A 21,530-nucleotide genomic window follows, 5' to 3' on the forward strand; every position below is an offset into this window, starting at 1 on the left:
CCTGACCTCTGCGCACCCGCGCGGAGGGGTGCGGTGCGGACGCCGAGCGGACGCGGTGCACAACCAGCGGAACTACCCACTAGGGGCGGTGACTTACATGTTCGTTGCGGCCGACAAGGGCGACATCACCACCATCATCGGCGGAATCGCCCCGGACTGGGGGCCTTTCGGCAGCCTGGGCAACGAGGCGCGCGTGATGATCGAGGTCGTGATGGCGGTCGCCATCCTCCTCTGCCTCGGCATCGCGATCTGGGGTGCGGCCAAACAGCGCATCGGCGCGACCGCCCTCCGCGACACCTTCAGCGCCGAACAGGGCAAGGGCCTCATCATCGCCGGCCTCACCGGCGTCTTCATCATCGGCTCACTGGGCACGCTCTTCACCATCGTGTACGGCATGGCCGTGTAGCGCCGCGGCCGGCCCTCGTCCCGGCCGGGCACGCCAGCTTCGCCCGGTTCCCCTTCCACCCCACCCGTCCGTCGTGCCCACCGGCTGAGGTTGCGTTTCCCTGATGTCGAGTCACCACACCGCGCCCGCGCGGGAACCAGCGCGGCTACCGTCGTACTGCTACGCCTTTCGGTACGACGTCGAAGTTGAAGGGGCGACTGCGGCATGAGTCTCGGCGACGAGCACGGGTACGGCGAGTCCTCGCGCGCCGGTGACGACGGAGCGTACGGGGGCTACGCCGGCACCGGCCAGACCCGAACCCGCCTCCCCGAAGGCGGCGCCGACCCCCGCCGCGGCCGCTCCTCCTCCAGAAGCCTCGTCACCATCGTCGGCGTAGTCGTCCTCCTCATCGCGGCAATCGCCTTCGCGAACCGCGGAGGCAGCGACTCCGACACCGACGGCACCCCGGGCGGCGACAAGGCGGAGACGGCACCTACGGCGGCATCGGGGGAGCGGCCGGTGGAGACGAAGACAGGCGGCATCCCCTCCGGCTTCACGCACGACCAACAGGGCGCCGAATCGGCCGCGGCCAACTACTCCGTGGTGCTGGTCTCGGCCGACATCCTCAAGCCCGTACGGCGAAGTGAAATCGTCCAGCAGGTCTTTGTGGCCGACAAGGTGGCCGACCTGGAGGACAACCTCAACAAGGCTTACGACACGGACTTCCTGACCAACGTCGGCTTGGACAAGAACGGCAATGCCCCGTCCGGCAGCACGTACGTCTCACGAACAATGCCGGTCGGCACCAAAGCCACGAGCTACTCGGACAGCACCGCGACCGTCGAGGTCTGGTGCACCGGTGTGTTCGGCATGGCCTCAGAAGACACCACCAGCCCGGTCACCAGCGACTGGTTCACCATGACCTTCCAGTTGCGTTGGGCAGACGATGACTGGAAGGTCGACAGCTTCGCGCAGAAGGAAGGCCCCGCGCCGGTCAACGGCGACAACAAGGTCTCGGCTGCCGACGAGATCTCGAAGGCCGTCGAGGAGTACGGAGGGTTCACTTATGCCCGGTAGGTCACACAACGTACTCAAGGTCGCCGCCGTCCTCACAGCCGTACAGACCACGGCCGTCCTGCTGGCCACCAAAGCAGCGGCGGCGCCCACGCCTTCGCCCTCTCCCTCCGACGACCGCTGCGACCTCATCGTTGGCCCCGCCAAGGACTACTGCGAACGGGGAGCGGACGAAAAGGGCGACACCAGCACCCTCCCCAACGACGTAACCACCACCCTCGACCCCCTCTCCTCCCTCGCCCAAGGCTGCGCCGACGCCGCCTCCTGGACCGTCGACAAGCTGTCCGAGGCCGTCAACGAGACCGCGGACGTCGACTTCACGAACATGACGTTCCTGAAGCAGTACGCGGTCGTCTTCGCGGCCTCGGCGATCCTCACGCTCATCCTCTGGCTGCTCGCGGTGACGAAGCGAGCCGTACGGGGCGTGCCGTTCACGACCGCGATCTCGGAGGCCATCGGCTTCCTCTGGCTCACCGTGCTGGCGTCCGCCTTCACCCCGCTGATCCTCTACACCGTCGTCTCGGCGACCGACGGGGTCAGCGACGTCATCGCCCAGACGACCGGCAACCAGACGGACACTTTCTTCGGCACGTTCTCCGAGGCCCTGAAGCAGGGCAACGACATCGGCGGCGGCCCGATCATGCTGATCCTGGTGTCGCTGATCTCCATCGTCGCCGCAGGCGTGCTCTACATGGAGCTGTTCCTGAGGGCCGTCCTCCTCTACGTCGGCGCACTCCTCGGCGTCGTGGTCTACGCCGGCCTCGTCGACAAGGACCTGTGGGGCCATGTCCGACGCTGGGCGGGGATCATGATCGCGATCATCCTCGTGAAGCCCGTCATCGTCATCGTGCTCGGCCTCGCCGGCGCACTGACCACGGAGGAAGGCCCCGACTCCCTCGCCGCGATCGTCTCCGGCCTCGCCATCATCCTGCTCGCCATCTTCGCCTCGGCGATGATCTACCGCTTCGTCCCGGGCTTCGGCGACGAGATCGCCAACTCCCGCAACAACCGCATCATGCGTGGCGCCGAAGGCAAGGCCGCGGCCGTGATCAGTTCCCCGGCCACCCTCGTCGCCCAGGGCATCAAGACGCACAGCTCCCGGGCGGACAACAACGGCGGCGGAGGCGGAAGCAGCACCCCCCGCGCGTCCAACCCCGCATCCGGCGGCGTGGCCGCCCACAGCTCGCGCAACGCGAACGGAGGCGGCGGAACCGTCCCCTCCGCCGCACCCCCGCCCCGTACGAGCCCGGTCAACACCCCCCACGCCGGCAACACCCGCAACAGCAATCGCACGGGAGGTGAAGGGCGTTGACGGCTGATTCCCACGCGGCCCATTTGTCCCATCCGGTCACGCCCCGCCGTACATATCTGATCGGCCGCGCCCGGCCGAACGCGATCATCGGCCGGAACCGCGAGTCCGGCGAGATCGCACTGATCATCGCGGGCGCGTTCCTCGGCATGATGTGCGGCCTCCTCGTCCCGGTGCTCGTCCCGCGTATCGCCCTGCTGACGGGCTTCCCGCTGCTGGCGCTGGCCGCGGTGTACGTGCCGTACAAGCGGCGGACGTTCTACAAGTGGTTCGAGATCAACCGCAGTTACAAGCGCAGCCTGCGCAGCGGCACGACGTACCGTTCCTCGGTCATGGAGGCCGGTACGCGCATCGACGGCCGTGAGGTGGAGGTCGGGCCCCCGCCGGGCATCGGCCGTATCACCTGGCTGGCCGCACCCTTCGGCCCGGACGAGATCGCCGTACTGCTGCACGCGGACCGCAGAACCGTCACCGCGGCCATCGAGATCGAGGGCCCGGGCGTCGGCCTGCGCGACTCCGAGGACCAGGAAGCCCTCGTCGACCGCTTCGGCACCCTCCTCAAGCACGTGGCCAACGGCGACGGCTTCGTCACCCGCCTGCAGATGCTCGCCCGCACGCTCCCCGCCGACCCGGACGCCCACGCCAAGGACGTCGCCCAGCGCGGCGACGAGCGCGCCCCGGGCTGGCTGCAGCAGTCGTACGACCAGCTCCAGTCCATGGTCTCCACGAGCAGCGAGCAGCACCGCGCGTATCTCGTCGCCTGTATGCACTACAACCGCGAACTGGCCGCCGAGGGGCACGCCATGGCCCGCGCGGCCCGCCCGCAGGGCCGGAAGATGGACAAGGACGCGGGCCTCGCGGTCGTCATGGCGCGTGAGCTGACGGACATCTGCTCGCGCCTCCAGGAGGCCGACATCCGCGTACGGCAGCCGCTGGGCCAGGGCCGCCTCGCCTCCCTCATCCACTCCATGTACGACCCGGACCACCCCATCGACCACATCCAGGCCATGACCAGGCGCAACGCCTGGCCGGCCGAGCTGGACGCGATGGAGCCGGACTACCTCCAGGCCAAGACCCGCGAGTCCTCCACCCGCGCCCCCTGGTGCCACGCCACCGCCTGGGTGAAGGAGTGGCCGATGACCCCGGTCGGCGTCAACTTCCTGGCGCCGCTCCTGGTCCACACCCCGGACGTCATCCGCACCGTCGCCGTCACGATGGACCTCGAACCCACCGAGGTCGCCATCGAGCGCATGCTGACCGAGAAGACGAACGACGAGGCGGAGGCGTCCCGCGCCGCCAAGATGAACCGCACCGTCGACCCCCGCGACGTGGCCTCCCACTCCCGCCTGGACCAGCGCGGCGAGGACCTCGCGAGCGGCGCGGCCGGCGTCAACCTCGTCGGCTACATCACCGTCTCCTCCCGCTCCCCGGAGGCACTGGCACGCGACAAGCGGACGATAAGGGCCTCGGCCGGCAAGTCGTATCTGAAGCTGGAGTGGTGCGACCGCGAGCACCACCGCGCCTTCGTCAACACGCTCCCGTTCGCCACCGGAATCCGAAGGTAGGGCTGCCGCGATGCGGGATCATTCACGCCACACGCAGGTGCCACCGCCGACACTGAGCGTACGGCCGCCGGTACGGGGCGTACGACCCGAGGCACTCGGCGTACGCCCGGAAGTGCGCGGCGTACGCCCGGTGGTACACGGCGCACGACCCGAGGGAGGACACTGATGCGCGACCCGCTCTCCGCCCTCACGGAAGCCTTCACGTCCTTCCTCTTCGGCAAGGTCGAGACAACCCGCCTCCCGGTGCGCACCTCCACCGGCCAGGCCCAGGCGGTCTACCTCCCGACCGCCGCCCCCGGCCTCGGCGACTCCGGCGTGATCATCGGCCGCGAGGTCTACTCCGGCAAGGGCTACATCTACGACCCCTTCCAGCTCTACGGCCAACAGCTCCCCGCCCCGCACTGGCTCGTCCTCGGCGAGTCCGGCAACGGCAAGTCGGCCCTGGAGAAGACGTACGTCCTGCGCCAGCTGCGCTTCCGCGACCGCCAGGTCGTCGTCCTCGACGCCCAGGGCGAGGACGGCGTCGGTGAATGGAACCTCATCGCGCAGGAGCTGGGAATAACTCCCATCCGCCTGGACCCGACGGCCGCCCTGGACATGGGCATCCGCCTCAACCCCCTCGACCCCTCGATCACGACGACGGGCCAGCTCGCGCTGCTCCGCACGATCATCGAGGTCGCGATGGGCCACGGCCTGGACGAGCGCTCCGGCTTCGCCCTCAAGGTCGCCCACGCGTACGTCAACGAGACCATCGTCGAACGTCAGCCGGTCCTCACCGACATCGTCGAGCAACTCCGCCACCCCGAGCCGGAGTCCGCGGAGGCGATGAACGTCGCCATAGACGACGTACGGGCGTGGGGCCTGGACGTGGCACTGGTCCTGGACCGCCTGGTCGACGGTGACCTCAGGGGCATGTTCGACGGGCCCACGACGGTCGGCATCGACCTAGACGCGCCCCTGATCGTCTTCGACCTGTCCCACATCGACCGCAACTCCATCGCCATGCCCATCCTCATGGCGATCGTCGGCGTATGGCTGGAGCACACCTGGATCCGCCCCGACCGGAAGAAGCGCATCTTCCTGGTCGAGGAGGCCTGGCACATCATCAACAGCCCCTTCGTCGCCCAGCTCTTCCAGCGCCTGCTGAAGTTCGGCCGACGGCTCGGTCTGTCCTTCGTCGCGGTCGTCCACCACCTGTCGGACGTCATCGACGGCGCGGCGGCGAAGGAAGCGGCCGCGATCCTGAAGATGGCGTCGACAAGGACGATCTACGCCCAAAAGGCGGACGAAGCACGAGCGACAGGCCGCGTACTGGGCCTGCCACGCTGGGCGGTGGAGATCATCCCCACCCTCACCCCCGGCATCGCCGTCTGGGACGTCAACGGCAATGTGCAGGTGGTCAAACACCTGATCACCGAGACCGAACGCCCCCTGGTCTTCACCGACCGCGCGATGACCGAGTCGTCCGCCGACCACCTGCTGGACGAGGACGACGCACTGCGCGCCGCCGAGCTGGAGGCGGAGGAACGGGCGGCCGCGTTCATGGAACAGCGACTGAGCGAGGTCGACGGCTACGGCTCCTCCGAGTCCACGGTGGCCTGAGCGGGCGTAACGAGCGGGTCCGGTCTGTGACCGGCAGGAACAGGCGAGGGAACGGCGTGAACGGCGGCATGCGATGAGACCGGACGACCGGCGCCCCGAGCAGGGCGGAGGCGGCATCCCCGACGGGCTGCTGATCGCCCTCCTCAGCTTCCTGGTGGGCATGACCCTGCTGGTCTGGTCGGCCACCGGCCTGGCCGGCCTCTTCGCCCACGGCGCCTGGCCCGACGGCGTCACCTTCACCCGTACACCCCTGGCCGTACGCAGCCTGATCTCCGCCCCCCAGGACCTCCCCGGCGCCTGGCCGGACACCCCCACCGACCAACTCTCCGGCTACGGCCTCTTCTGGGGCCTCCTCATCAGCCAGCTCATGGTCCTCCTCGTCCTCACCGTCTTCGTGATGGGCACACTGGCCCGCTGGAGGGCCGTACGAGCACGGGAGAAAGCGACCCGGGCACAGGGGAAGGGCTGGACCGCGGCTGGTGCGCCGACCGAGTCCCCCGGCCGCGCCGCACCGCACACAGGCGGTTACGCCCCCAACACGAGTCCGGCCACCGCCTCGGCCCCCGGAGAGCCGGCATCCCCTCTCCCGCCGCACACCGGAGGCTACGGCCAGTACGGGGCTACGACCGCTGCCTCGGCAGCCGGGGCACCGGGAACGCCGGCCGCTCCCGCCCCGCCGGTCGCCGGATCCCAAAGCGGCAGTCTCGCTCCCCCCGCCGGGTTCCCTGCCACGCCCTCCACGCCGGTCCCCGAGCCGCGTGACGGCGCCACGTCCGCTCCGTTCGCGGCGGTGGCCGGCCCCGCCTCCACCGCTCCGCTGCCGACCGCGACCGGTACGGAACCCGGCGCTCCCCTCACCCGGCCCGGAGCCACAGAGCCCTCACCGGCTCTCTTCACAACTGGCGGCACAAAGATGGGCGGTTGGGCAGGTGCGCCCCCGTCGGTGATCCTCGGCCCCGCCGAATCCCGTCGCCCCGCCGCCGCCCAAGCCGTACGCGACGCCGAAGGCCCCGCCCTCGTGGTCACCTCCGACCCCACCCTCTGGTCGGACACGAAGGACGCCCGCGCGAAGCTGGGCCCGGTCCTCCTCTACGACCCCGCGCACCGCTGCGACACCCCGGCCCGCCTCCACTGGTCCCCCATCACCGGCTGCGAGGACAGGCCGACGGCGGCGGCCAGAGCGACCGCCCTCCTCGCCCCCATCCGCCCCACGGCAAAGATCGACCAGGCGATGGCGGACACGGCGGAAACGCTCCTCCGCAGCTACCTCCACGCCGCCGCCATAGACACCCGCACGATCCGCCACCTGCACCGCTGGGCCCAGGGCAGCAACGTCCAGGAAGCGGTGCGCACACTCCGTACGAACCCGAAGGCGGCCCCCGGCGCGGCGGGCGAACTGGAGTCGGCCCTCACCTCGCACCCCGAACGCCGAGACATCGCACAGGAGTTGACCGCCCGGGCCCTCTCCGCACTCTCCACGGTCAACGTCCGCGAATCCTGCACCCCGAACCGAGCGGACTCCCTGACCCTGGATTCCTTCGTACACGAGGGGGGAACGCTCTATGTGGTCGGCGACCCCATCGAGGACCCGAAGGCGAACCCTGCCGCCATGCCGCTCCTGACGGCCCTCGCCTCAAGCGTGGTCGAGCGCGGCCGGCGCATGGCCGAACGGTCATCCTCCGGCCGCCTCGACCCACCACTCACCCTGGTCCTGGACGACGTGGCAGCCGTGGCCCCGCTCCCCCAGCTCCCCGGCCTCCTGACCACCGGCCCCGACCAGGGCCTGCCCACCCTGGCCCTTCTCCGCTCCCGGGAACAGGCCAGATCCCGCTGGCCGAACCACGAACTCCCGCTGCCGTAACAGCCGTTCCCGCCCGCGGATCAGCAACTGTCACCCGGCCGGCTACCCGTCCTCCTGGGGCACCGCGTACCCGGGAACAGACGGCCACCGCACGGTCAGCACCACTGACTCCTCCTCCGCGACCCAGGAGTGCTCCACCCCGCGCCCCCAGACGACGTAGTCGCCCTGACGTTCCAGTACGACGCTGCGGCCGGGAAAGTCGACACGGAAGCGACCGCTGATCAGCACCTGCAGGGCGGTCCGTTCCTCACCCCGGACCCACTGCGCGCGCGTGTCGCCCCGTGGATGGACACCCCACTTGATCTCCACCTCGTCACTCCGACGGGGATCACCGTCCGCCTTGAAGTGCCCGAGCAGCCAGCCCCGGTCCAGCGCCGCGTCCTTGCCCGCATTGCCCACATACACGCTGTCGTCCATGCGGCCGAACGCTAACACCAGCCCGCCCGGCCGCCCCCGCCTACGCCAGCTCCAGCACGTACTCCAACTCCCGCCCCGCGTCGCCCTCCACGGTCACTCCACTCGCCGCGAATCCGACCCTCCGATAGAAGGCCGCAGCCCGCCCGTTCTCCTCATGCACGAACAACCGCGCCCGATCGACCCCGACCCCCCGAGCCCACTCCAACGCGACCGCGAACAACGTCTCGCCCACGCCCTTCCCCCGATGCCCCTCGCGCAGGAACACCCCCACCAGATGCCCCTGCCGCCGCTCGACGATCCCCCCGAAGAAGTCCCGCACGCCGGCTTCCTCCACGAGCACGGTCACCGTCCCGACCCACCCGTCGCCCCTGGTCTCCGCAACGAACTGTTGTCGCCCCCGAACCCCCTCCGCGGCCCCCTCGACCCGTTCCTTCCAGTACGCGTCCGACCGGGCCACGGCATCTTCATACGTCTCCAGAAAGGCGAGATGCGCGACCGGATCCTGAAGCGCCGCGAGCCGCAACTCCCGTGCCTCCCGCCACTCACCGGCACGAACGGACCGGATCACGTACCCATGGGGAACGCAACTCTCAGAACTCGACACCACATCCATGCCGACCACCGTAAGGGAACGGGAAACGCAGAAAGGCCCACACCGTGAGGTGTGGGCCTTTCTGTAATATTTGTTCGGCGGCGTCCTACTCTCCCACAGGGTCCCCCCTGCAGTACCATCGGCGCTGTAAGGCTTAGCTTCCGGGTTCGGAATGTAACCGGGCGTTTCCCTCACGCTATGACCACCGAAACACTATGAAACAATCAACCGCACCACGCTCCGTGGAGACGTGGGGTTGTTCGTGGTTTCAGAACCAACACAGTGGACGCGAGCAACTGAGGACAAGCCCTCGGCCTATTAGTACCAGTCAACTCCACCCCTTACAGGGCTTCCATATCTGGCCTATCAACCCAGTCGTCTACTGGGAGCCTTAACCCATCAAGTGGGTGGGAATACTCATCTCGAAGCAGGCTTCCCGCTTAGATGCTTTCAGCGGTTATCCCTCCCGAACGTAGCCAACCAGCCATGCCCTTGGCAGGACAACTGGCACACCAGAGGTTCGTCCGTCCCGGTCCTCTCGTACTAGGGACAGCCCTTCTCAATATTCCTGCGCGCGCAGCGGATAGGGACCGAACTGTCTCACGACGTTCTAAACCCAGCTCGCGTACCGCTTTAATGGGCGAACAGCCCAACCCTTGGGACCGACTCCAGCCCCAGGATGCGACGAGCCGACATCGAGGTGCCAAACCATCCCGTCGATATGGACTCTTGGGGAAGATCAGCCTGTTATCCCCGGGGTACCTTTTATCCGTTGAGCGACGGCGCTTCCACAAGCCACCGCCGGATCACTAGTCCCGACTTTCGTCCCTGCTCGACCCGTCGGTCTCACAGTCAAGCTCCCTTGTGCACTTACACTCACCACCTGATTGCCAACCAGGCTGAGGGAACCTTTGGGCGCCTCCGTTACTCTTTAGGAGGCAACCGCCCCAGTTAAACTACCCATCAGACACTGTCCCTGATCCGGATCACGGACCCAGGTTAGACATCCAGCACGACCAGACTGGTATTTCAACGACGACTCCACCTGAACTGGCGTCCAAGCTTCACAGTCTCCCAGCTATCCTACACAAGCCGAACCGAACACCAATATCAAACTGTAGTAAAGGTCCCGGGGTCTTTCCGTCCTGCTGCGCGAAACGAGCATCTTTACTCGTAGTGCAATTTCACCGGGCCTATGGTTGAGACAGTCGAGAAGTCGTTACGCCATTCGTGCAGGTCGGAACTTACCCGACAAGGAATTTCGCTACCTTAGGATGGTTATAGTTACCACCGCCGTTTACTGGCGCTTAAGTTCTCAGCTTCGCCACCCCGAAGAGTGACTAACCGGTCCCCTTAACGTTCCAGCACCGGGCAGGCGTCAGTCCGTATACATCGCCTTACGGCTTCGCACGGACCTGTGTTTTTAGTAAACAGTCGCTTCTCGCTGGTCTCTGCGGCCACCCCCAGCTCAGGAAGCAAGTCCCCTCACCAGTGATGGCCCCCCTTCTCCCGAAGTTACGGGGGCATTTTGCCGAGTTCCTTAACCATAGTTCACCCGAACGCCTCGGTATTCTCTACCTGACCACCTGAGTCGGTTTAGGGTACGGGCCGCCATAAAACTCGCTAGAGGCTTTTCTCGACAGCATAGGATCATCCACTTCACCACAATCGGCTCGGCATCAGGTCTCAGACACATGGCATGCGGATTTACCTACACACCGTCCTACACCCTTACCCCGGGACAACCACCGCCCGGGATGGACTACCTTCCTGCGTCACCCCATCACTCACCTACTACCACCTTGGATCAGCGGCTCCACCACTTTCCTTTCCCCGAAGGGTCCGGAACGGCTTCACGGCCTTAGCATTAATGGGTTCGATGTTTGACGCTTCACAGCGGGTACCGGAATATCAACCGGTTATCCATCGACTACGCCTGTCGGCCTCGCCTTAGGTCCCGACTTACCCTGGGCAGATCAGCTTGACCCAGGAACCCTTGGTCAATCGGCGCACACGTTTCTCACGTGTGTATCGCTACTCATGCCTGCATTCTCACTCGTCAACCGTCCACAACTCGCTTCCGCGGCTGCTTCACCCGGCAGACGACGCTCCCCTACCCATCCCAGCGGGCGTTGGCCCTACATGCTGGAATGACACGACTTCGGCGGTACGCTTGAGCCCCGCTACATTGTCGGCGCGGAATCACTAGACCAGTGAGCTATTACGCACTCTTTCAAGGGTGGCTGCTTCTAAGCCAACCTCCTGGTTGTCTGTGCGACTCCACATCCTTTCCCACTTAGCGTACGCTTAGGGGCCTTAGTCGATGCTCTGGGCTGTTTCCCTCTCGACCATGGAGCTTATCCCCCACAGTCTCACTGCCGCGCTCTCACTTACCGGCATTCGGAGTTTGGCTAAGGTCAGTAACCCGGTAGGGCCCATCGCCTATCCAGTGCTCTACCTCCGGCAAGAAACACACGACGCTGCACCTAAATGCATTTCGGGGAGAACCAGCTATCACGGAGTTTGATTGGCCTTTCACCCCTAACCACAGGTCATCCCCCAGGTTTTCAACCCTGGTGGGTTCGGTCCTCCACGAAGTCTTACCTCCGCTTCAACCTGCCCATGGCTAGATCACTCCGCTTCGGGTCTTGAGCGTGCTACTCAAACGCCCTGTTCGGACTCGCTTTCGCTACGGCTACCCCACCCGGGTTAACCTCGCAACACACCGCAAACTCGCAGGCTCATTCTTCAAAAGGCACGCAGTCACGACGTTGAGTACAAGTACTCAACGCGACGCTCCCACGGCTTGTAGGCACACGGTTTCAGGTACTATTTCACTCCGCTCCCGCGGTACTTTTCACCATTCCCTCACGGTACTATCCGCTATCGGTCACCAGGGAATATTTAGGCTTAGCGGGTGGTCCCGCCAGATTCACACGGGATTTCTCGGGCCCCGTGCTACTTGGGTGTCTCTCAAACGAGCCGTACAGATTTCAGCTACGGGGGTCTTACCCTCTACGCCGGACCTTTCGCATGTCCTTCGCCTACCTGTACGGTTTCTGACTCGCCTCACAGCCGGCAGACTGTGAAAGAGAGATCCCACAACCCCGTATACGCAACCCCTGCCGGGTCTCACACGCATACGGTTTGGCCTCATCCGGTTTCGCTCGCCACTACTCCCGGAATCACGGTTGTTTTCTCTTCCTGCGGGTACTGAGATGTTTCACTTCCCCGCGTTCCCTCCACTTGCCCTATGTGTTCAGGCAAGGGTGACAGCCCATGACGACTGCCGGGTTTCCCCATTCGGACACCCCCGGATCAAAGCCTGGTTGACGACTCCCCGGGGCCTATCGTGGCCTCCCACGTCCTTCATCGGTTCCTGGTGCCAAGGCATCCACCGTGCGCCCTTAAAAACTTGGCCACAGATGCTCGCGTCCACTGTGCAGTTCTCAAACAACGACCAACCACCCATCACCCCGAACCAACCGGTTCGAGTGCACTGGGGCCGGCAACTGAGGGGTTCATTCCCTCAGACACCCAACAGCGTGCCCGACCAGCTCCCACCCGAAGATCATGCTTTCCACACTCTCACGAGCAGTACTCACAGCCCCCGACCCGGAAACCAGCCGAATAATCAACGTTCCACCCATGAGCTAACCAGCATCAGACGTTCGCTGATGACCTGGCCTCTGACCTCACCCCGAAAGGATCGGTAGAAGTGCTCCTTAGAAAGGAGGTGATCCAGCCGCACCTTCCGGTACGGCTACCTTGTTACGACTTCGTCCCAATCGCCAGTCCCACCTTCGACAGCTCCCTCCCTTACGGGTTGGGCCACCGGCTTCGGGTGTTACCGACTTTCGTGACGTGACGGGCGGTGTGTACAAGGCCCGGGAACGTATTCACCGCAGCACTGCTGATCTGCGATTACTAGCAACTCCGACTTCATGGGGTCGAGTTGCAGACCCCAATCCGAACTGAGACAGGCTTTTTGAGATTCGCTCCGCCTCACGGCTTCGCAGCTCATTGTACCTGCCATTGTAGCACGTGTGCAGCCCAAGACATAAGGGGCATGATGACTTGACGTCGTCCCCACCTTCCTCCGAGTTGACCCCGGCAGTCTCCTGTGAGTCCCCATCACCCCGAAGGGCATGCTGGCAACACAGAACAAGGGTTGCGCTCGTTGCGGGACTTAACCCAACATCTCACGACACGAGCTGACGACAGCCATGCACCACCTGTACACCGACCACAAGGGGGCGACCATCTCTGGCCGTTTCCGGTGTATGTCAAGCCTTGGTAAGGTTCTTCGCGTTGCGTCGAATTAAGCCACATGCTCCGCTGCTTGTGCGGGCCCCCGTCAATTCCTTTGAGTTTTAGCCTTGCGGCCGTACTCCCCAGGCGGGGAACTTAATGCGTTAGCTGCGGCACCGACGACGTGGAATGTCGCCAACACCTAGTTCCCACCGTTTACGGCGTGGACTACCAGGGTATCTAATCCTGTTCGCTCCCCACGCTTTCGCTCCTCAGCGTCAGTAATGGCCCAGAGATCCGCCTTCGCCACCGGTGTTCCTCCTGATATCTGCGCATTTCACCGCTACACCAGGAATTCCGATCTCCCCTACCACACTCTAGTCTGCCCGTATCGAATGCAGACCCGGGGTTAAGCCCCGGGCTTTCACATCCGACGCGACAGACCGCCTACGAGCTCTTTACGCCCAATAATTCCGGACAACGCTCGCGCCCTACGTATTACCGCGGCTGCTGGCACGTAGTTAGCCGGCGCTTCTTCTGCAGGTACCGTCACTTTCGCTTCTTCCCTGCTGAAAGAGGTTTACAACCCGAAGGCCGTCATCCCTCACGCGGCGTCGCTGCATCAGGCTTTCGCCCATTGTGCAATATTCCCCACTGCTGCCTCCCGTAGGAGTCTGGGCCGTGTCTCAGTCCCAGTGTGGCCGGTCGCCCTCTCAGGCCGGCTACCCGTCGTCGCCTTGGTGAGCCATTACCTCACCAACAAGCTGATAGGCCGCGGGCTCATCCTTCACCGCCGGAGCTTTCCACACTCATCGGATGCCCGAGAGTGTTGTATCCGGTATTAGACCCCGTTTCCAGGGCTTGTCCCAGAGTGAAGGGCAGATTGCCCACGTGTTACTCACCCGTTCGCCACTAATCCCCACCGAAGTGGTTCATCGTTCGACTTGCATGTGTTAAGCACGCCGCCAGCGTTCGTCCTGAGCCAGGATCAAACTCTCCGTGAATGTTTACCCGTAATCGGGTGCACACATCACGAGAGCGGAACAGCCAGGCGGAATAAGCCCGGCCGTTCACAGCGTCCTCGCTGTGTTTATTTCAAAGGAACCTCGCCCCAACCGAATGGCCGGGAACGGGGTATCAACATATCTGGCGTTGATTTTTGGCACGCTGTTGAGTTCTCAAGGAACGGACGCTTCCTTTGTACTCACCCAAGTTATCCTCAGGCTTTCCTCCGGGCGCTTCCCTTCGGTCTTGCGCTTCCGACTCTATCAGATCGTTTTCCGATCCGATTTCCTCGGTGCTTTCCAGGTTTCCGCTTCCGCGTTTCCCTTTCCGGCGGTTCCGACTCTATCAGATCCTTTCGGGCCTGATTCCCAGTCAGCGGGAGTTGCCTTCGCGGCTGTTGGGCCGTTCCGACGTTCCAAACCTTAGCGGATCTGCTCGGCAGTTCCCAATCGGGGCTGTCGAACCCAAATCGAATTGAATTCGGGCACGCCGAATTGAACCCAGGTTGGGAGATCGTGCTGGTTGGTTTGGGTGCCGCTTGAGCGGCGGAGGTGCTGTCGCAGAACCGTTACGGCTCCGTGGCAACCCGAAGAACTTTACGGATCGCGGGGTGGACTGTCAAGCCTCCCCAAGGTGACCCGCGGTCAAACCTGGGACACCCCTCAGGCCTGCGGCTTCAGTCCAGGTCGGTGAGCCGGCCGCCGGCGTCCGGCTGGGCGTGCTCGACGCGGCGGAGGAGCCGGGTCAGGACCTCGCCCAGGACGGTGCGTTCCAGGGGTGAGAGGTCCTGGAGGAGGTCCTCTTCGAAGACCGAGGCGAGGCGCATGGCCTCCAGCCACTTCTCGCGGCCCTCGGGGGTGAGCTCGACGATGACGCGTACGCGGTTGTTCTCGTCGCGCTCCCTCGTCACCAGGCCCTCGGCGACCATCCGGTCGATGCGGTGCGTCATGGCGGCCGGGGTGAGGCCGAGCCGCTTGGCGAGCTCGCTCGGGCCCATGCGGTACGGGGGCCCGGAGAGGACGAGGGCCTTGAGGACCTCCCACTCGGCGTTGCTGATGCCGAGCGCCGAGGTCTGGCGGCCGTAGGCGACGTTCATACGGCGGTTGAGGCGGGAGAGCGCCGAGACGATCTTCTCGACCTGGGGGTCGAGGTCCTGGAACTCGCGCTGGTAGGCGGCGATCTGCTCTTCGAGTGTCGGCTCGGCGCTGCCGGAGGTGCCTGGGGTGTCGCCCATGGGCGCAGTATGGCACGCCATTGCTTGGCATCGAAGTCCTTCGAGGTGTACTGTTTAGGTTCTAAGTTTTAGCTTCGAAGTCTTCAGTGTTAACGCTTGAGCTGGAGAGCTTCCCTTACCTAGGCAGGTGAACGTGACCAGGGGGATGGGCGCAGCGATGCGTCGGATTCATGTGGGCAACGCGCTCGGCGCGTTCGGACTCGGCTTCACCGTCCCGTATCTGTACGTCTATGTGGCGCAGGTCCGGGATCTCGGTGCGATGACGGCGGGGCTCGTGCTCGCGGTCTTCGCCGTGGCCGCGCTGGTGGTGCTGCCGTTCGCCGGGCGGGCCATAGTCCGGCGCGGGCCGCTTCCGGTGCTGCTCACCGCCCTGGTCACCGCCGCCGTCGGGTCGCTGAGCCTGGGGCTGGCGGCCGGTGCGACGACCGTGTTGCTGTCCGCGGCGGCGCTCGGTGCCGGGCAGGCCGTGACGCAGCCGGCGCTCGCCACGATGATCGTCGACTGTTCGAGTTCGGAGAACCGGTCTCGGGCCTTCGCCACGCAGTTCTTTCTGCAGAACCTCGGGCTCGGGGTCGGTGGGCTGATAGGCGGGCATCTCGTCGATCCCTCGCGGGCCGGATCCTTCACCTTGTTGTTCTCCATCCAGGCAGCGATGTTCCTGCTGCTCGTGGGTGTGATGGCGACCGTGCGGACGCCCCGGGCGCCGAAGGTCGAGGGCGTGCCGGCGGGGGCGAAGGCCGAGGGGAGCTGGAAGCGGCTGCTCGGCAACCGGGCCATGGTGCAGCTGTGTGTGCTCGGGTTCGTGTTGTTCTTCGCCTGCTACGGGCAGTTCGAGTCGGGGCTCAGTGCGTACGGGGTCGAGGCGGCCGGGATATCGACGTCCGCGCTCGGGACGGCGCTGGCCGCCAACACCGCGGTGATCGTGGTCGCGCAGTTCGCCGTGCTGCGGTTCGTGGAGCGGCGTCGGCGGTCGCGGGTGATCGCGAGTGTGGGTCTCATATGGGCCGTGGCCTGGGGTGTGGCCGGGTTCGCGGGGCTCGGGCAGGTGAGTCAGAGCATGGCGACGGCGGCGTTCGTGTCGACGTATGCGTTGTTCGGGCTGGGGGAGGCGATGTTGTCGCCGACGGTTGCTCCGCTGGTGGCGGATCTTGCGCCGGAGGGGATGGCTGGGCAGTACAACTCTGCGTTCGCGCTGGTGAAGCAGCTTGCGTTGGCTGTGGGGCCGGTGGTGGGCGGGCCCATGGGGGCGTCGTTGCATGCGTTGTACGTGGTGGTGTTTCTGCTGTTCTCCCTCGGGATCGTCGTTCTGGCGATTCGGCTGGGGCGGGAGCTCACGGCCGTTCAGGATCAGCCGGCGTTGGTGAGGAGTCGGGTCGTGGCTCGGGGTGGGGTGCCCTCGGACTCCGCCGTGGTGCAGGCCTGACTCTTCGCCCCCGCCGCGGGATGGGGGCGGCGGGGGCGAGGAACCTGCTCGTTATGGGGTGGGGCGGGGTAGGGCGAACTCGCACCAGACCGACTTGCCGCCGCCGGGGGCTCGGCGGCTGCCCCAGTTGGAGGCGATGGTGGCGATGATCGCGATGCCGCGGCCGGACTCGTCGGCGGGGTCGGCTCGGCGGCGCCGGGGAAGGTGGTCGTTGCCGTCGGTGACCTCGACGATGAGGCGGCGGTCGGTGCGCCGGAGGCGTAGGCGCATGGGTGGGATGCCGTGCTGGAGGGAGTTCGCGACGAGTTCGCTGGCCGCCAGGACGCCCAGGTCGTGGAGGTCCGGGGGGAAGCGCCAGCTCGTGAGGACGCCGGAGGCGAAGGCTCGGGCCCGGGGGGCAGCTTCCACACCGCCCAGGAGTTCCAGGGCCGCGTTGCGGAAGAGTTCGCTGTCGGAGCCCGTGCGGGCGGGGTGCTGGAGGACGAGGACGGCCACGTCGTCGTCGTGGTCGGCCGTGACTCCCGTGGAGCGGACCAGGCGGTCACAGACGACCTGGGGGTTGCCCGTGGCGCCGGCCAGGGCGCGTTCCAGGGCCGCGATTCCCTCGTCGAGGTCCTCGTTGCGGCGTTCCACCAGACCGTCCGTGTAGAAGACGGCCGTGGAGCCGGGGCCGAGGGGGATCGAGCCGGAGGAGTGGGTCCAGCCGCCGGTGCCGAGTGGGGGGCCGGTCGGTTCGTCGGCACGCACGACGGTGCCGCTCTCGTCGCGGACGAGGATGGGGAGGTGGCCGGCGGAGGCGTAGACCAGGCGGCCCTCGTTGGGGTCGTGGACGGCGTAGACGCAGGTGGCGATCTGGTTGGGGTCGATCTCCGTCGCAAGGCCGTCGAGGAGTTGCAGGACCTCGTGCGGGGGGAGGTCGAGGCGGGCGTAGGCGCGGACGGCCGTACGGAGTTGGCCCATGACCGCGGCCGCGCGGACGCCTCGGCCCATGACGTCGCCGATGACGAGGGCCGTGCGGCCGCCACCGAGGGTGATGACGTCGTACCAGTCGCCGCCGACGGCGGTTTCGGTGCCGCCGGGGTGGTAGACGGCGGCGATGCGCAGGTCGTCGGGCTGTTCCAGTTCCTGTGGGAGGAGGGAGCGCTGGAGGGTGACGGCGGTTTCGCGCTGGCGGCGCTCGCTGGCGCGGAGGCGCTCGGCGGCCTCGGCGTGGTCGGTGACGTCGGCGGCGAAGATCAGTACGCCGCCGTCGCTCTGCTCGGCGCCGCTCGGTACGTCGACAGGGGTGCAGGTGATCGTGTAGCTGCGGCCGCTGGGGGCCTTGCGGGACTTGACCGTGCGGGGTCTGGAGCTGCGCAGGACCTGGTCGAGGAGCGGGAGAAGGCCGAGAGTGTCCAGCTCGGGCAGGGCCTCGCGGGCGGGTTCGCCGAGCGGGCGTACGCCGAAGGCCGCGACATAGGCGTCGTTGACGTACGCCGTGCGGTGGTCGGGGCCGTGTACGAGGGCGACGAGGGCCGGGATGCGGTCGAGGATCTCGCGAGTGGGGAGGTCGTCGACGGCGGGCACGGTCGGTGTGTCGTCCGGGGGGTCGTCGGTCTGCCGCTCGGCGCGGGCCGCGGGCACGGAGCCCTCCCCCCGCCGGTCCGGGACGACCGTGTGTTCGGTCCGCGCTGCGGCGCGGCGCTGCGTACCGGGGAGCCGGGCGCTCCAGCGCGTGAAGTTCACCGAATCCTTGCCTCGTGCCTCGTGTTGTTGTCTGTGGCCGGCTCCGGATCCTGCCGGTGGCCCGGGGGGTTGCCCCGGGTACGGCGGTGGGGGACGCCTGGTCGTGGGTGCCGAATGGGTGCTGGGCGAATGTCGAGCGGGTACATGAATGGGGTGGTTCGTACAGGAGTGGTGGGTGCTGCGTGGGCAAAGGGGTGGCCCCGCCCGAGATCGTGGATCACATCGCGGACCAGTCTGACCGACCGGACCGACATCCGTCAGACGTCGGCCTGAACGGTGGAGTTCCTGGATCCGGTCAGGACGACCCCTTCGGGTCCCCAGGAGGCTTTCCACCGGCCGCGAGTTCGAACTCCGCACGGGGATGTTCGAGTGATCCGAGCGAGACGATCTCTCGTTTGAAGAGCCCGGAGAGGGTCCATTCGGCGAGGACGCGGGCCTTGCGGTTGAAGGTCGGCACCCTGCTCAGGTGGTAGACGCGGTGCATGAACCAGGCAGGGTAGCCCTTCAGCTTCCGTCCGTAGACATGGGCGACGCCCTTGTGCAGGCCCAGGGAGGCGACCGAGCCGACGTACTTGTGGGAGTACGTCTGGAGCGGCTCGCCGCGCAGGGAGCGGGCGATGTTGTCGCCGAGGGCGCGGGCCTGGCGTACGGCGTGCTGGGCGTTGGGGGCGGTCTCCTTGCCGGGTTCGGCCGTGACGTCGGGGACGGCGGCCGCGTCGCCCGCGGCCCACGCGTGCGCGACGCCCTCCACGGTCAGCTCGGCGGTGCACTTCAGACGCCCGCGCTCGTTCAGCGGGAGGTCGGTGGCGGCGAGGATCGGGTGCGGCTTCACCCCGGCCGTCCAGACGACCGTACGGGTCGGGAAGCGGGCGCCGTCGCTGAGGACGGCGACGCGGTCGGCGCACGATTCGAGGCGGGTGTGGAGGCGTACGTCGATGTTGCGGCGGCGCAGTTCGGTGACCGTGTAGCGGCCCATCTCCTCGCCGACCTCCGGGAGGATGCGGTCGGAGGCCTCCACGAGGATCCACTTCATGTCCTCGGGCTTGACGTTGTGGTAGTACCGCGCGGTGTAGCGGGCCATGTCCTCCAGCTCGCCGAGCGCCTCCACGCCGGCGTAGCCGCCGCCCACGAAGACGAAGGTCAGGGCGGCGTCGCGGATCGCGGGGTCGCGGGTGGAGGAGGCGATGTCCATCTGTTCGATGACGTGGTTGCGCAGGCCGATGGCCTCTTCGACGGTCTTGAAGCCGATGCCGAAGTCCGCGAGGCCGGGGATGGGCAGGGTGCGCGAGATCGAGCCGGGGGCGAGGACGAGTTCGTCGTACGTCAGCTGCTCGGAGCCCGTGCCCTCCTCCTCGGTGGCGAGGGTGTCGAGGGTCGCGATGCGTTTGGCGTGGTTGATCGCGGTGGCCTCGCCGATGACGACCTTGCACTGGTCCAGGACGCGGCGCAGCGGCACGACGACGTGACGGGGCGAGATGGAGCCCGCGGCGGCCTCGGGAAGGAAGGGTTGATACGTCATATAAGGGTCGGGGGACACGACGACGATCTCGACGTCGCCCCGTCCGAGTTCCGGTTTGAGCTGTCGCTGCAGACGCAGCGCTGTGTACAGCCCGACGTATCCGCCGCCGACGATGAGGATGCGCATCGGTTCCTTCACCATCCCATGACGCACCTTGCTCGCTGGTTTGTCCACAGGCCCGGCAATTTGTGTGACCGGTCGCCGTGGGGGCGCGGGGTTGGCCGATTTACCGGCGTGTGCGCCAGGTGCGCAGGTCAGATGGTGTGAGCCGGGTGGCAGGAGGGGGCGCAAACCGGACGTAACCCGCCCGTACTCCGATCGGGGGGCGGTCCGTGCGGAACGTGCCCCTTCTGAATTGACTCCCTCTCAACTATGTTCGTATGTCGACGGGGTGTAGGGGGATGCGTTCAAGAGGTTCGGGGCCGGCTCTCCGACAAAGGGAATCGGGGACCGCCGAGGACCTTGGACGCTCGTTCCGCCGCTCCGGCTTCCGATGACGGGGAGAGTCTCCGGGGGGAGACGTCATTACCGGGGGAACACGTATGCATATTCAGGAGTCTCATTGGTCGTCCGCGTCCACCATCGCACCCGGTGGTGCGATCGGCTCGGCGGGCGGCAACGGCCGCGGTGACGGAGTGCGTTCCGCTCCGCTCCGCGTGGACGCACAGCGCAACCTCGAGCACGTGCTGCGCGCGGCGCGCGAGGTCTTCGGCGAGCTGGGTTACGGCGCGCCGATGGAGGACGTGGCCCGCCGCGCGCGGGTCGGTGTCGGCACGGTGTACCGGCGCTTCCCGAGCAAGGACGTCCTGGTCCGCCGGATAGCCGAGGAGGAGACGTCTCGGCTCACCGAACAGGCCAAGGTGGCGCTCGGGCAGGAGGAGGACCCGTGGCAGGCGCTGTCGCGGTTCCTGCGGACCTCGGTGGCCTCGGGTGCCGGGCGGCTGCTGCCGCCGCAGGTGCTGCGTGTCGGGGTCGCGGAGGACGGGTCCGACGGGGTCGGCGGGATCGTCGTGGACGAGGCGCGGGTGCCGCAGCAGCGGGTTCAGCCGGGGACCGAGCTTCGGCTGGTGTCGGCGGATTCGGGTGCGGGTGCCGTTGGTTCCGGTGGCGGGCCCGTGGATGATGCCGGGGCTTCGGCGCTGCTCGAGGTTGTGGGGCAGTTGGTGGAGCGGGCTCGGGCCGCGGGTGAGCTGCGAGCCGATGTGACCGTGGCGGATGTGTTGTTGGTGATCGCCACGGGGGCGCCTTCGTTGCCGGATGCGGCGCAGCAGGCTGCCGCGTCGGCTCGGTTGCTGGACATTTTGTTGGAGGGGTTGCGGTCCCGGCCGGCCTGATGGTGGTCGGGTGAGGTTCGCCAGGGGTGGTGTGGGGTGTTTTTCGCTCCCGCCGCCCCTGCCTTTTCCCACCGTCACCAGGGGCCCTGCCCCTTCGACCCCGGACTGCTTCTGGGGGCGCCGCCCCAACCTCCGGTGACAGGGCGCCGTTCTCACATGCGCATCACTCGTTTGAGTGAACGGCTGTACTGAGGTCTGGGGAGTCCCCTCGGACGAGTGGTAGGCCCTTGCCGC

Annotated in this window: 13 protein-coding genes and 3 rRNA genes; 8 read left to right on the plus strand and 8 right to left on the minus strand. The window is 66.6% G+C overall.

Going from position 1 to position 21,530, the window contains the following annotated elements:
* The first annotated feature begins 97 nt into the window (after positions 1–97).
* The 6 genes from JIX55_RS24620 (at position 98) to JIX55_RS24645 (ending at position 7,796) form a co-directional block, all read left to right on the plus strand.
* On the plus strand, positions 98–406 hold the full coding sequence (locus JIX55_RS24620) for a hypothetical protein (protein WP_013002563.1): 309 nt from the start codon (positions 98–100) through the stop codon (positions 404–406).
* 204 nt (positions 407–610) lie between these two features.
* Positions 611–1,462 carry a hypothetical protein gene (locus tag JIX55_RS24625; protein WP_257565487.1) on the plus strand — a complete coding sequence of 284 codons (852 nt, stop codon included), beginning with the start codon at positions 611–613 and terminating at the stop codon, positions 1,460–1,462.
* Positions 1,452–2,771, plus strand: a complete 1,320-nt coding sequence (locus JIX55_RS24630; RefSeq protein WP_257565488.1) for an energy-coupling factor transporter transmembrane protein EcfT — start codon at positions 1,452–1,454, stop codon at positions 2,769–2,771. The genes JIX55_RS24625 and JIX55_RS24630 overlap by 11 nt, the downstream gene beginning before the upstream one ends.
* A 23-nt stretch (positions 2,772–2,794) precedes the next feature.
* A complete protein-coding gene (locus JIX55_RS24635) occupies positions 2,795–4,333 on the plus strand; it encodes an SCO6880 family protein (protein WP_443046720.1) in 1,539 nt (512 codons plus the stop codon).
* A 165-nt stretch (positions 4,334–4,498) separates the two neighbouring features.
* The gene (locus JIX55_RS24640; RefSeq protein ID WP_257565490.1) at positions 4,499–5,935 is read left to right on the plus strand and encodes an ATP-binding protein; all 1,437 of its coding nucleotides are present in this window, start codon (positions 4,499–4,501) and stop codon (positions 5,933–5,935) included.
* Between the two features lie 73 nt (positions 5,936–6,008).
* Positions 6,009–7,796: a type VI secretion protein gene (locus JIX55_RS24645; protein ID WP_257565491.1), complete on the plus strand. Its 1,788-nt coding sequence runs from the start codon at positions 6,009–6,011 to the stop codon at positions 7,794–7,796.
* 42 nt (positions 7,797–7,838) lie between these two features.
* On the opposite strand, the gene JIX55_RS24650 is transcribed toward JIX55_RS24645, so the two are convergent.
* The 6 genes from JIX55_RS24650 to JIX55_RS24675 all read right to left on the minus strand — a co-directional run bounded on the left by JIX55_RS24650 (position 7,839) and on the right by JIX55_RS24675 (position 15,295).
* On the minus strand, positions 7,839–8,213 hold the full coding sequence (locus JIX55_RS24650; RefSeq protein ID WP_257565492.1) for a signal peptidase I: 375 nt from the start codon (positions 8,211–8,213) through the stop codon (positions 7,839–7,841).
* A 40-nt stretch (positions 8,214–8,253) separates the two neighbouring features.
* A complete protein-coding gene (locus JIX55_RS24655; protein ID WP_257565493.1) occupies positions 8,254–8,826 on the minus strand; it encodes a GNAT family N-acetyltransferase in 573 nt (190 codons plus the stop codon).
* Positions 8,827–8,898: 72 nt separating this feature from the next.
* Positions 8,899–9,015, minus strand: a 5S ribosomal RNA gene (rrf, locus tag JIX55_RS24660).
* Positions 9,016–9,103: 88 nt separating this feature from the next.
* Positions 9,104–12,226, minus strand: a 23S ribosomal RNA gene (locus JIX55_RS24665).
* Between the two features lie 308 nt (positions 12,227–12,534).
* A 16S ribosomal RNA gene (locus tag JIX55_RS24670) occupies positions 12,535–14,060 on the minus strand.
* The 16S, 23S and 5S rRNA genes sit together here, the layout of an rRNA operon.
* 677 nt (positions 14,061–14,737) lie before the next feature.
* A complete protein-coding gene (locus JIX55_RS24675) occupies positions 14,738–15,295 on the minus strand; it encodes a MarR family winged helix-turn-helix transcriptional regulator (protein WP_257565494.1) in 558 nt (185 codons plus the stop codon).
* A gap of 145 nt (positions 15,296–15,440) precedes the next feature.
* Here JIX55_RS24675 and JIX55_RS24680 point away from each other — a divergent pair, with 145 nt between their 5' ends.
* On the plus strand, positions 15,441–16,718 hold the full coding sequence (locus tag JIX55_RS24680; RefSeq protein WP_257569468.1) for an MFS transporter: 1,278 nt from the start codon (positions 15,441–15,443) through the stop codon (positions 16,716–16,718).
* Between the two features lie 51 nt (positions 16,719–16,769).
* On the opposite strand, the gene JIX55_RS24685 is transcribed toward JIX55_RS24680, so the two are convergent.
* Positions 16,770–18,443, minus strand: coding sequence for an ATP-binding SpoIIE family protein phosphatase (locus JIX55_RS24685; RefSeq protein ID WP_257565495.1), 1,674 nt, complete (start codon positions 18,441–18,443; stop codon positions 16,770–16,772).
* 295 nt (positions 18,444–18,738) lie between these two features.
* Entirely contained in the window at positions 18,739–20,103 is a 1,365-nt protein-coding gene (locus tag JIX55_RS24690; RefSeq protein ID WP_257565496.1) for an NAD(P)/FAD-dependent oxidoreductase, read from the minus strand.
* A 401-nt stretch (positions 20,104–20,504) separates the two neighbouring features.
* Between JIX55_RS24690 and JIX55_RS24695 the strand changes: the two genes are divergently transcribed.
* Positions 20,505–21,296 (plus strand): TetR/AcrR family transcriptional regulator, encoded by a 792-nt coding sequence (locus tag JIX55_RS24695; protein WP_257565497.1) that lies wholly within the window; start codon positions 20,505–20,507, stop codon positions 21,294–21,296.
* Positions 21,297–21,530 lie beyond the last annotated feature (234 nt).

Origin of the sequence: Streptomyces sp. DSM 40750 (assembly GCF_024612035.1) — a bacterium.
Lineage (GTDB): Bacteria > Actinomycetota > Actinomycetes > Streptomycetales > Streptomycetaceae > Streptomyces.

Bases quoted from the DNA above. Each gene is read 5' to 3' on its own strand.
- JIX55_RS24620 (WP_013002563.1), top strand. From the start codon at position 98: ATGTTCGTTGCGGCCGACAAGGGCGACATCACCACCATCATCGGCGGA.
- JIX55_RS24625 (WP_257565487.1), top strand. From the start codon at position 611: ATGAGTCTCGGCGACGAGCACGGGTACGGCGAGTCCTCGCGCGCCGGT.
- JIX55_RS24630 (WP_257565488.1), top strand. From the start codon at position 1,452: ATGCCCGGTAGGTCACACAACGTACTCAAGGTCGCCGCCGTCCTCACA.
- JIX55_RS24640 (WP_257565490.1), top strand. From the start codon at position 4,499: ATGCGCGACCCGCTCTCCGCCCTCACGGAAGCCTTCACGTCCTTCCTC.
- JIX55_RS24645 (WP_257565491.1), top strand. From the start codon at position 6,009: ATGAGACCGGACGACCGGCGCCCCGAGCAGGGCGGAGGCGGCATCCCC.
- JIX55_RS24650 (WP_257565492.1), bottom strand. From the start codon at position 8,213: ATGGACGACAGCGTGTATGTGGGCAATGCGGGCAAGGACGCGGCGCTG.
- JIX55_RS24655 (WP_257565493.1), bottom strand. From the start codon at position 8,826: ATGGATGTGGTGTCGAGTTCTGAGAGTTGCGTTCCCCATGGGTACGTG.
- JIX55_RS24675 (WP_257565494.1), bottom strand. From the start codon at position 15,295: ATGGGCGACACCCCAGGCACCTCCGGCAGCGCCGAGCCGACACTCGAA.
- JIX55_RS24680 (WP_257569468.1), top strand. From the start codon at position 15,441: ATGGGCGCAGCGATGCGTCGGATTCATGTGGGCAACGCGCTCGGCGCG.
- JIX55_RS24690 (WP_257565496.1), bottom strand. From the start codon at position 20,103: ATGGTGAAGGAACCGATGCGCATCCTCATCGTCGGCGGCGGATACGTC.
- JIX55_RS24695 (WP_257565497.1), top strand. From the start codon at position 20,505: ATGCATATTCAGGAGTCTCATTGGTCGTCCGCGTCCACCATCGCACCC.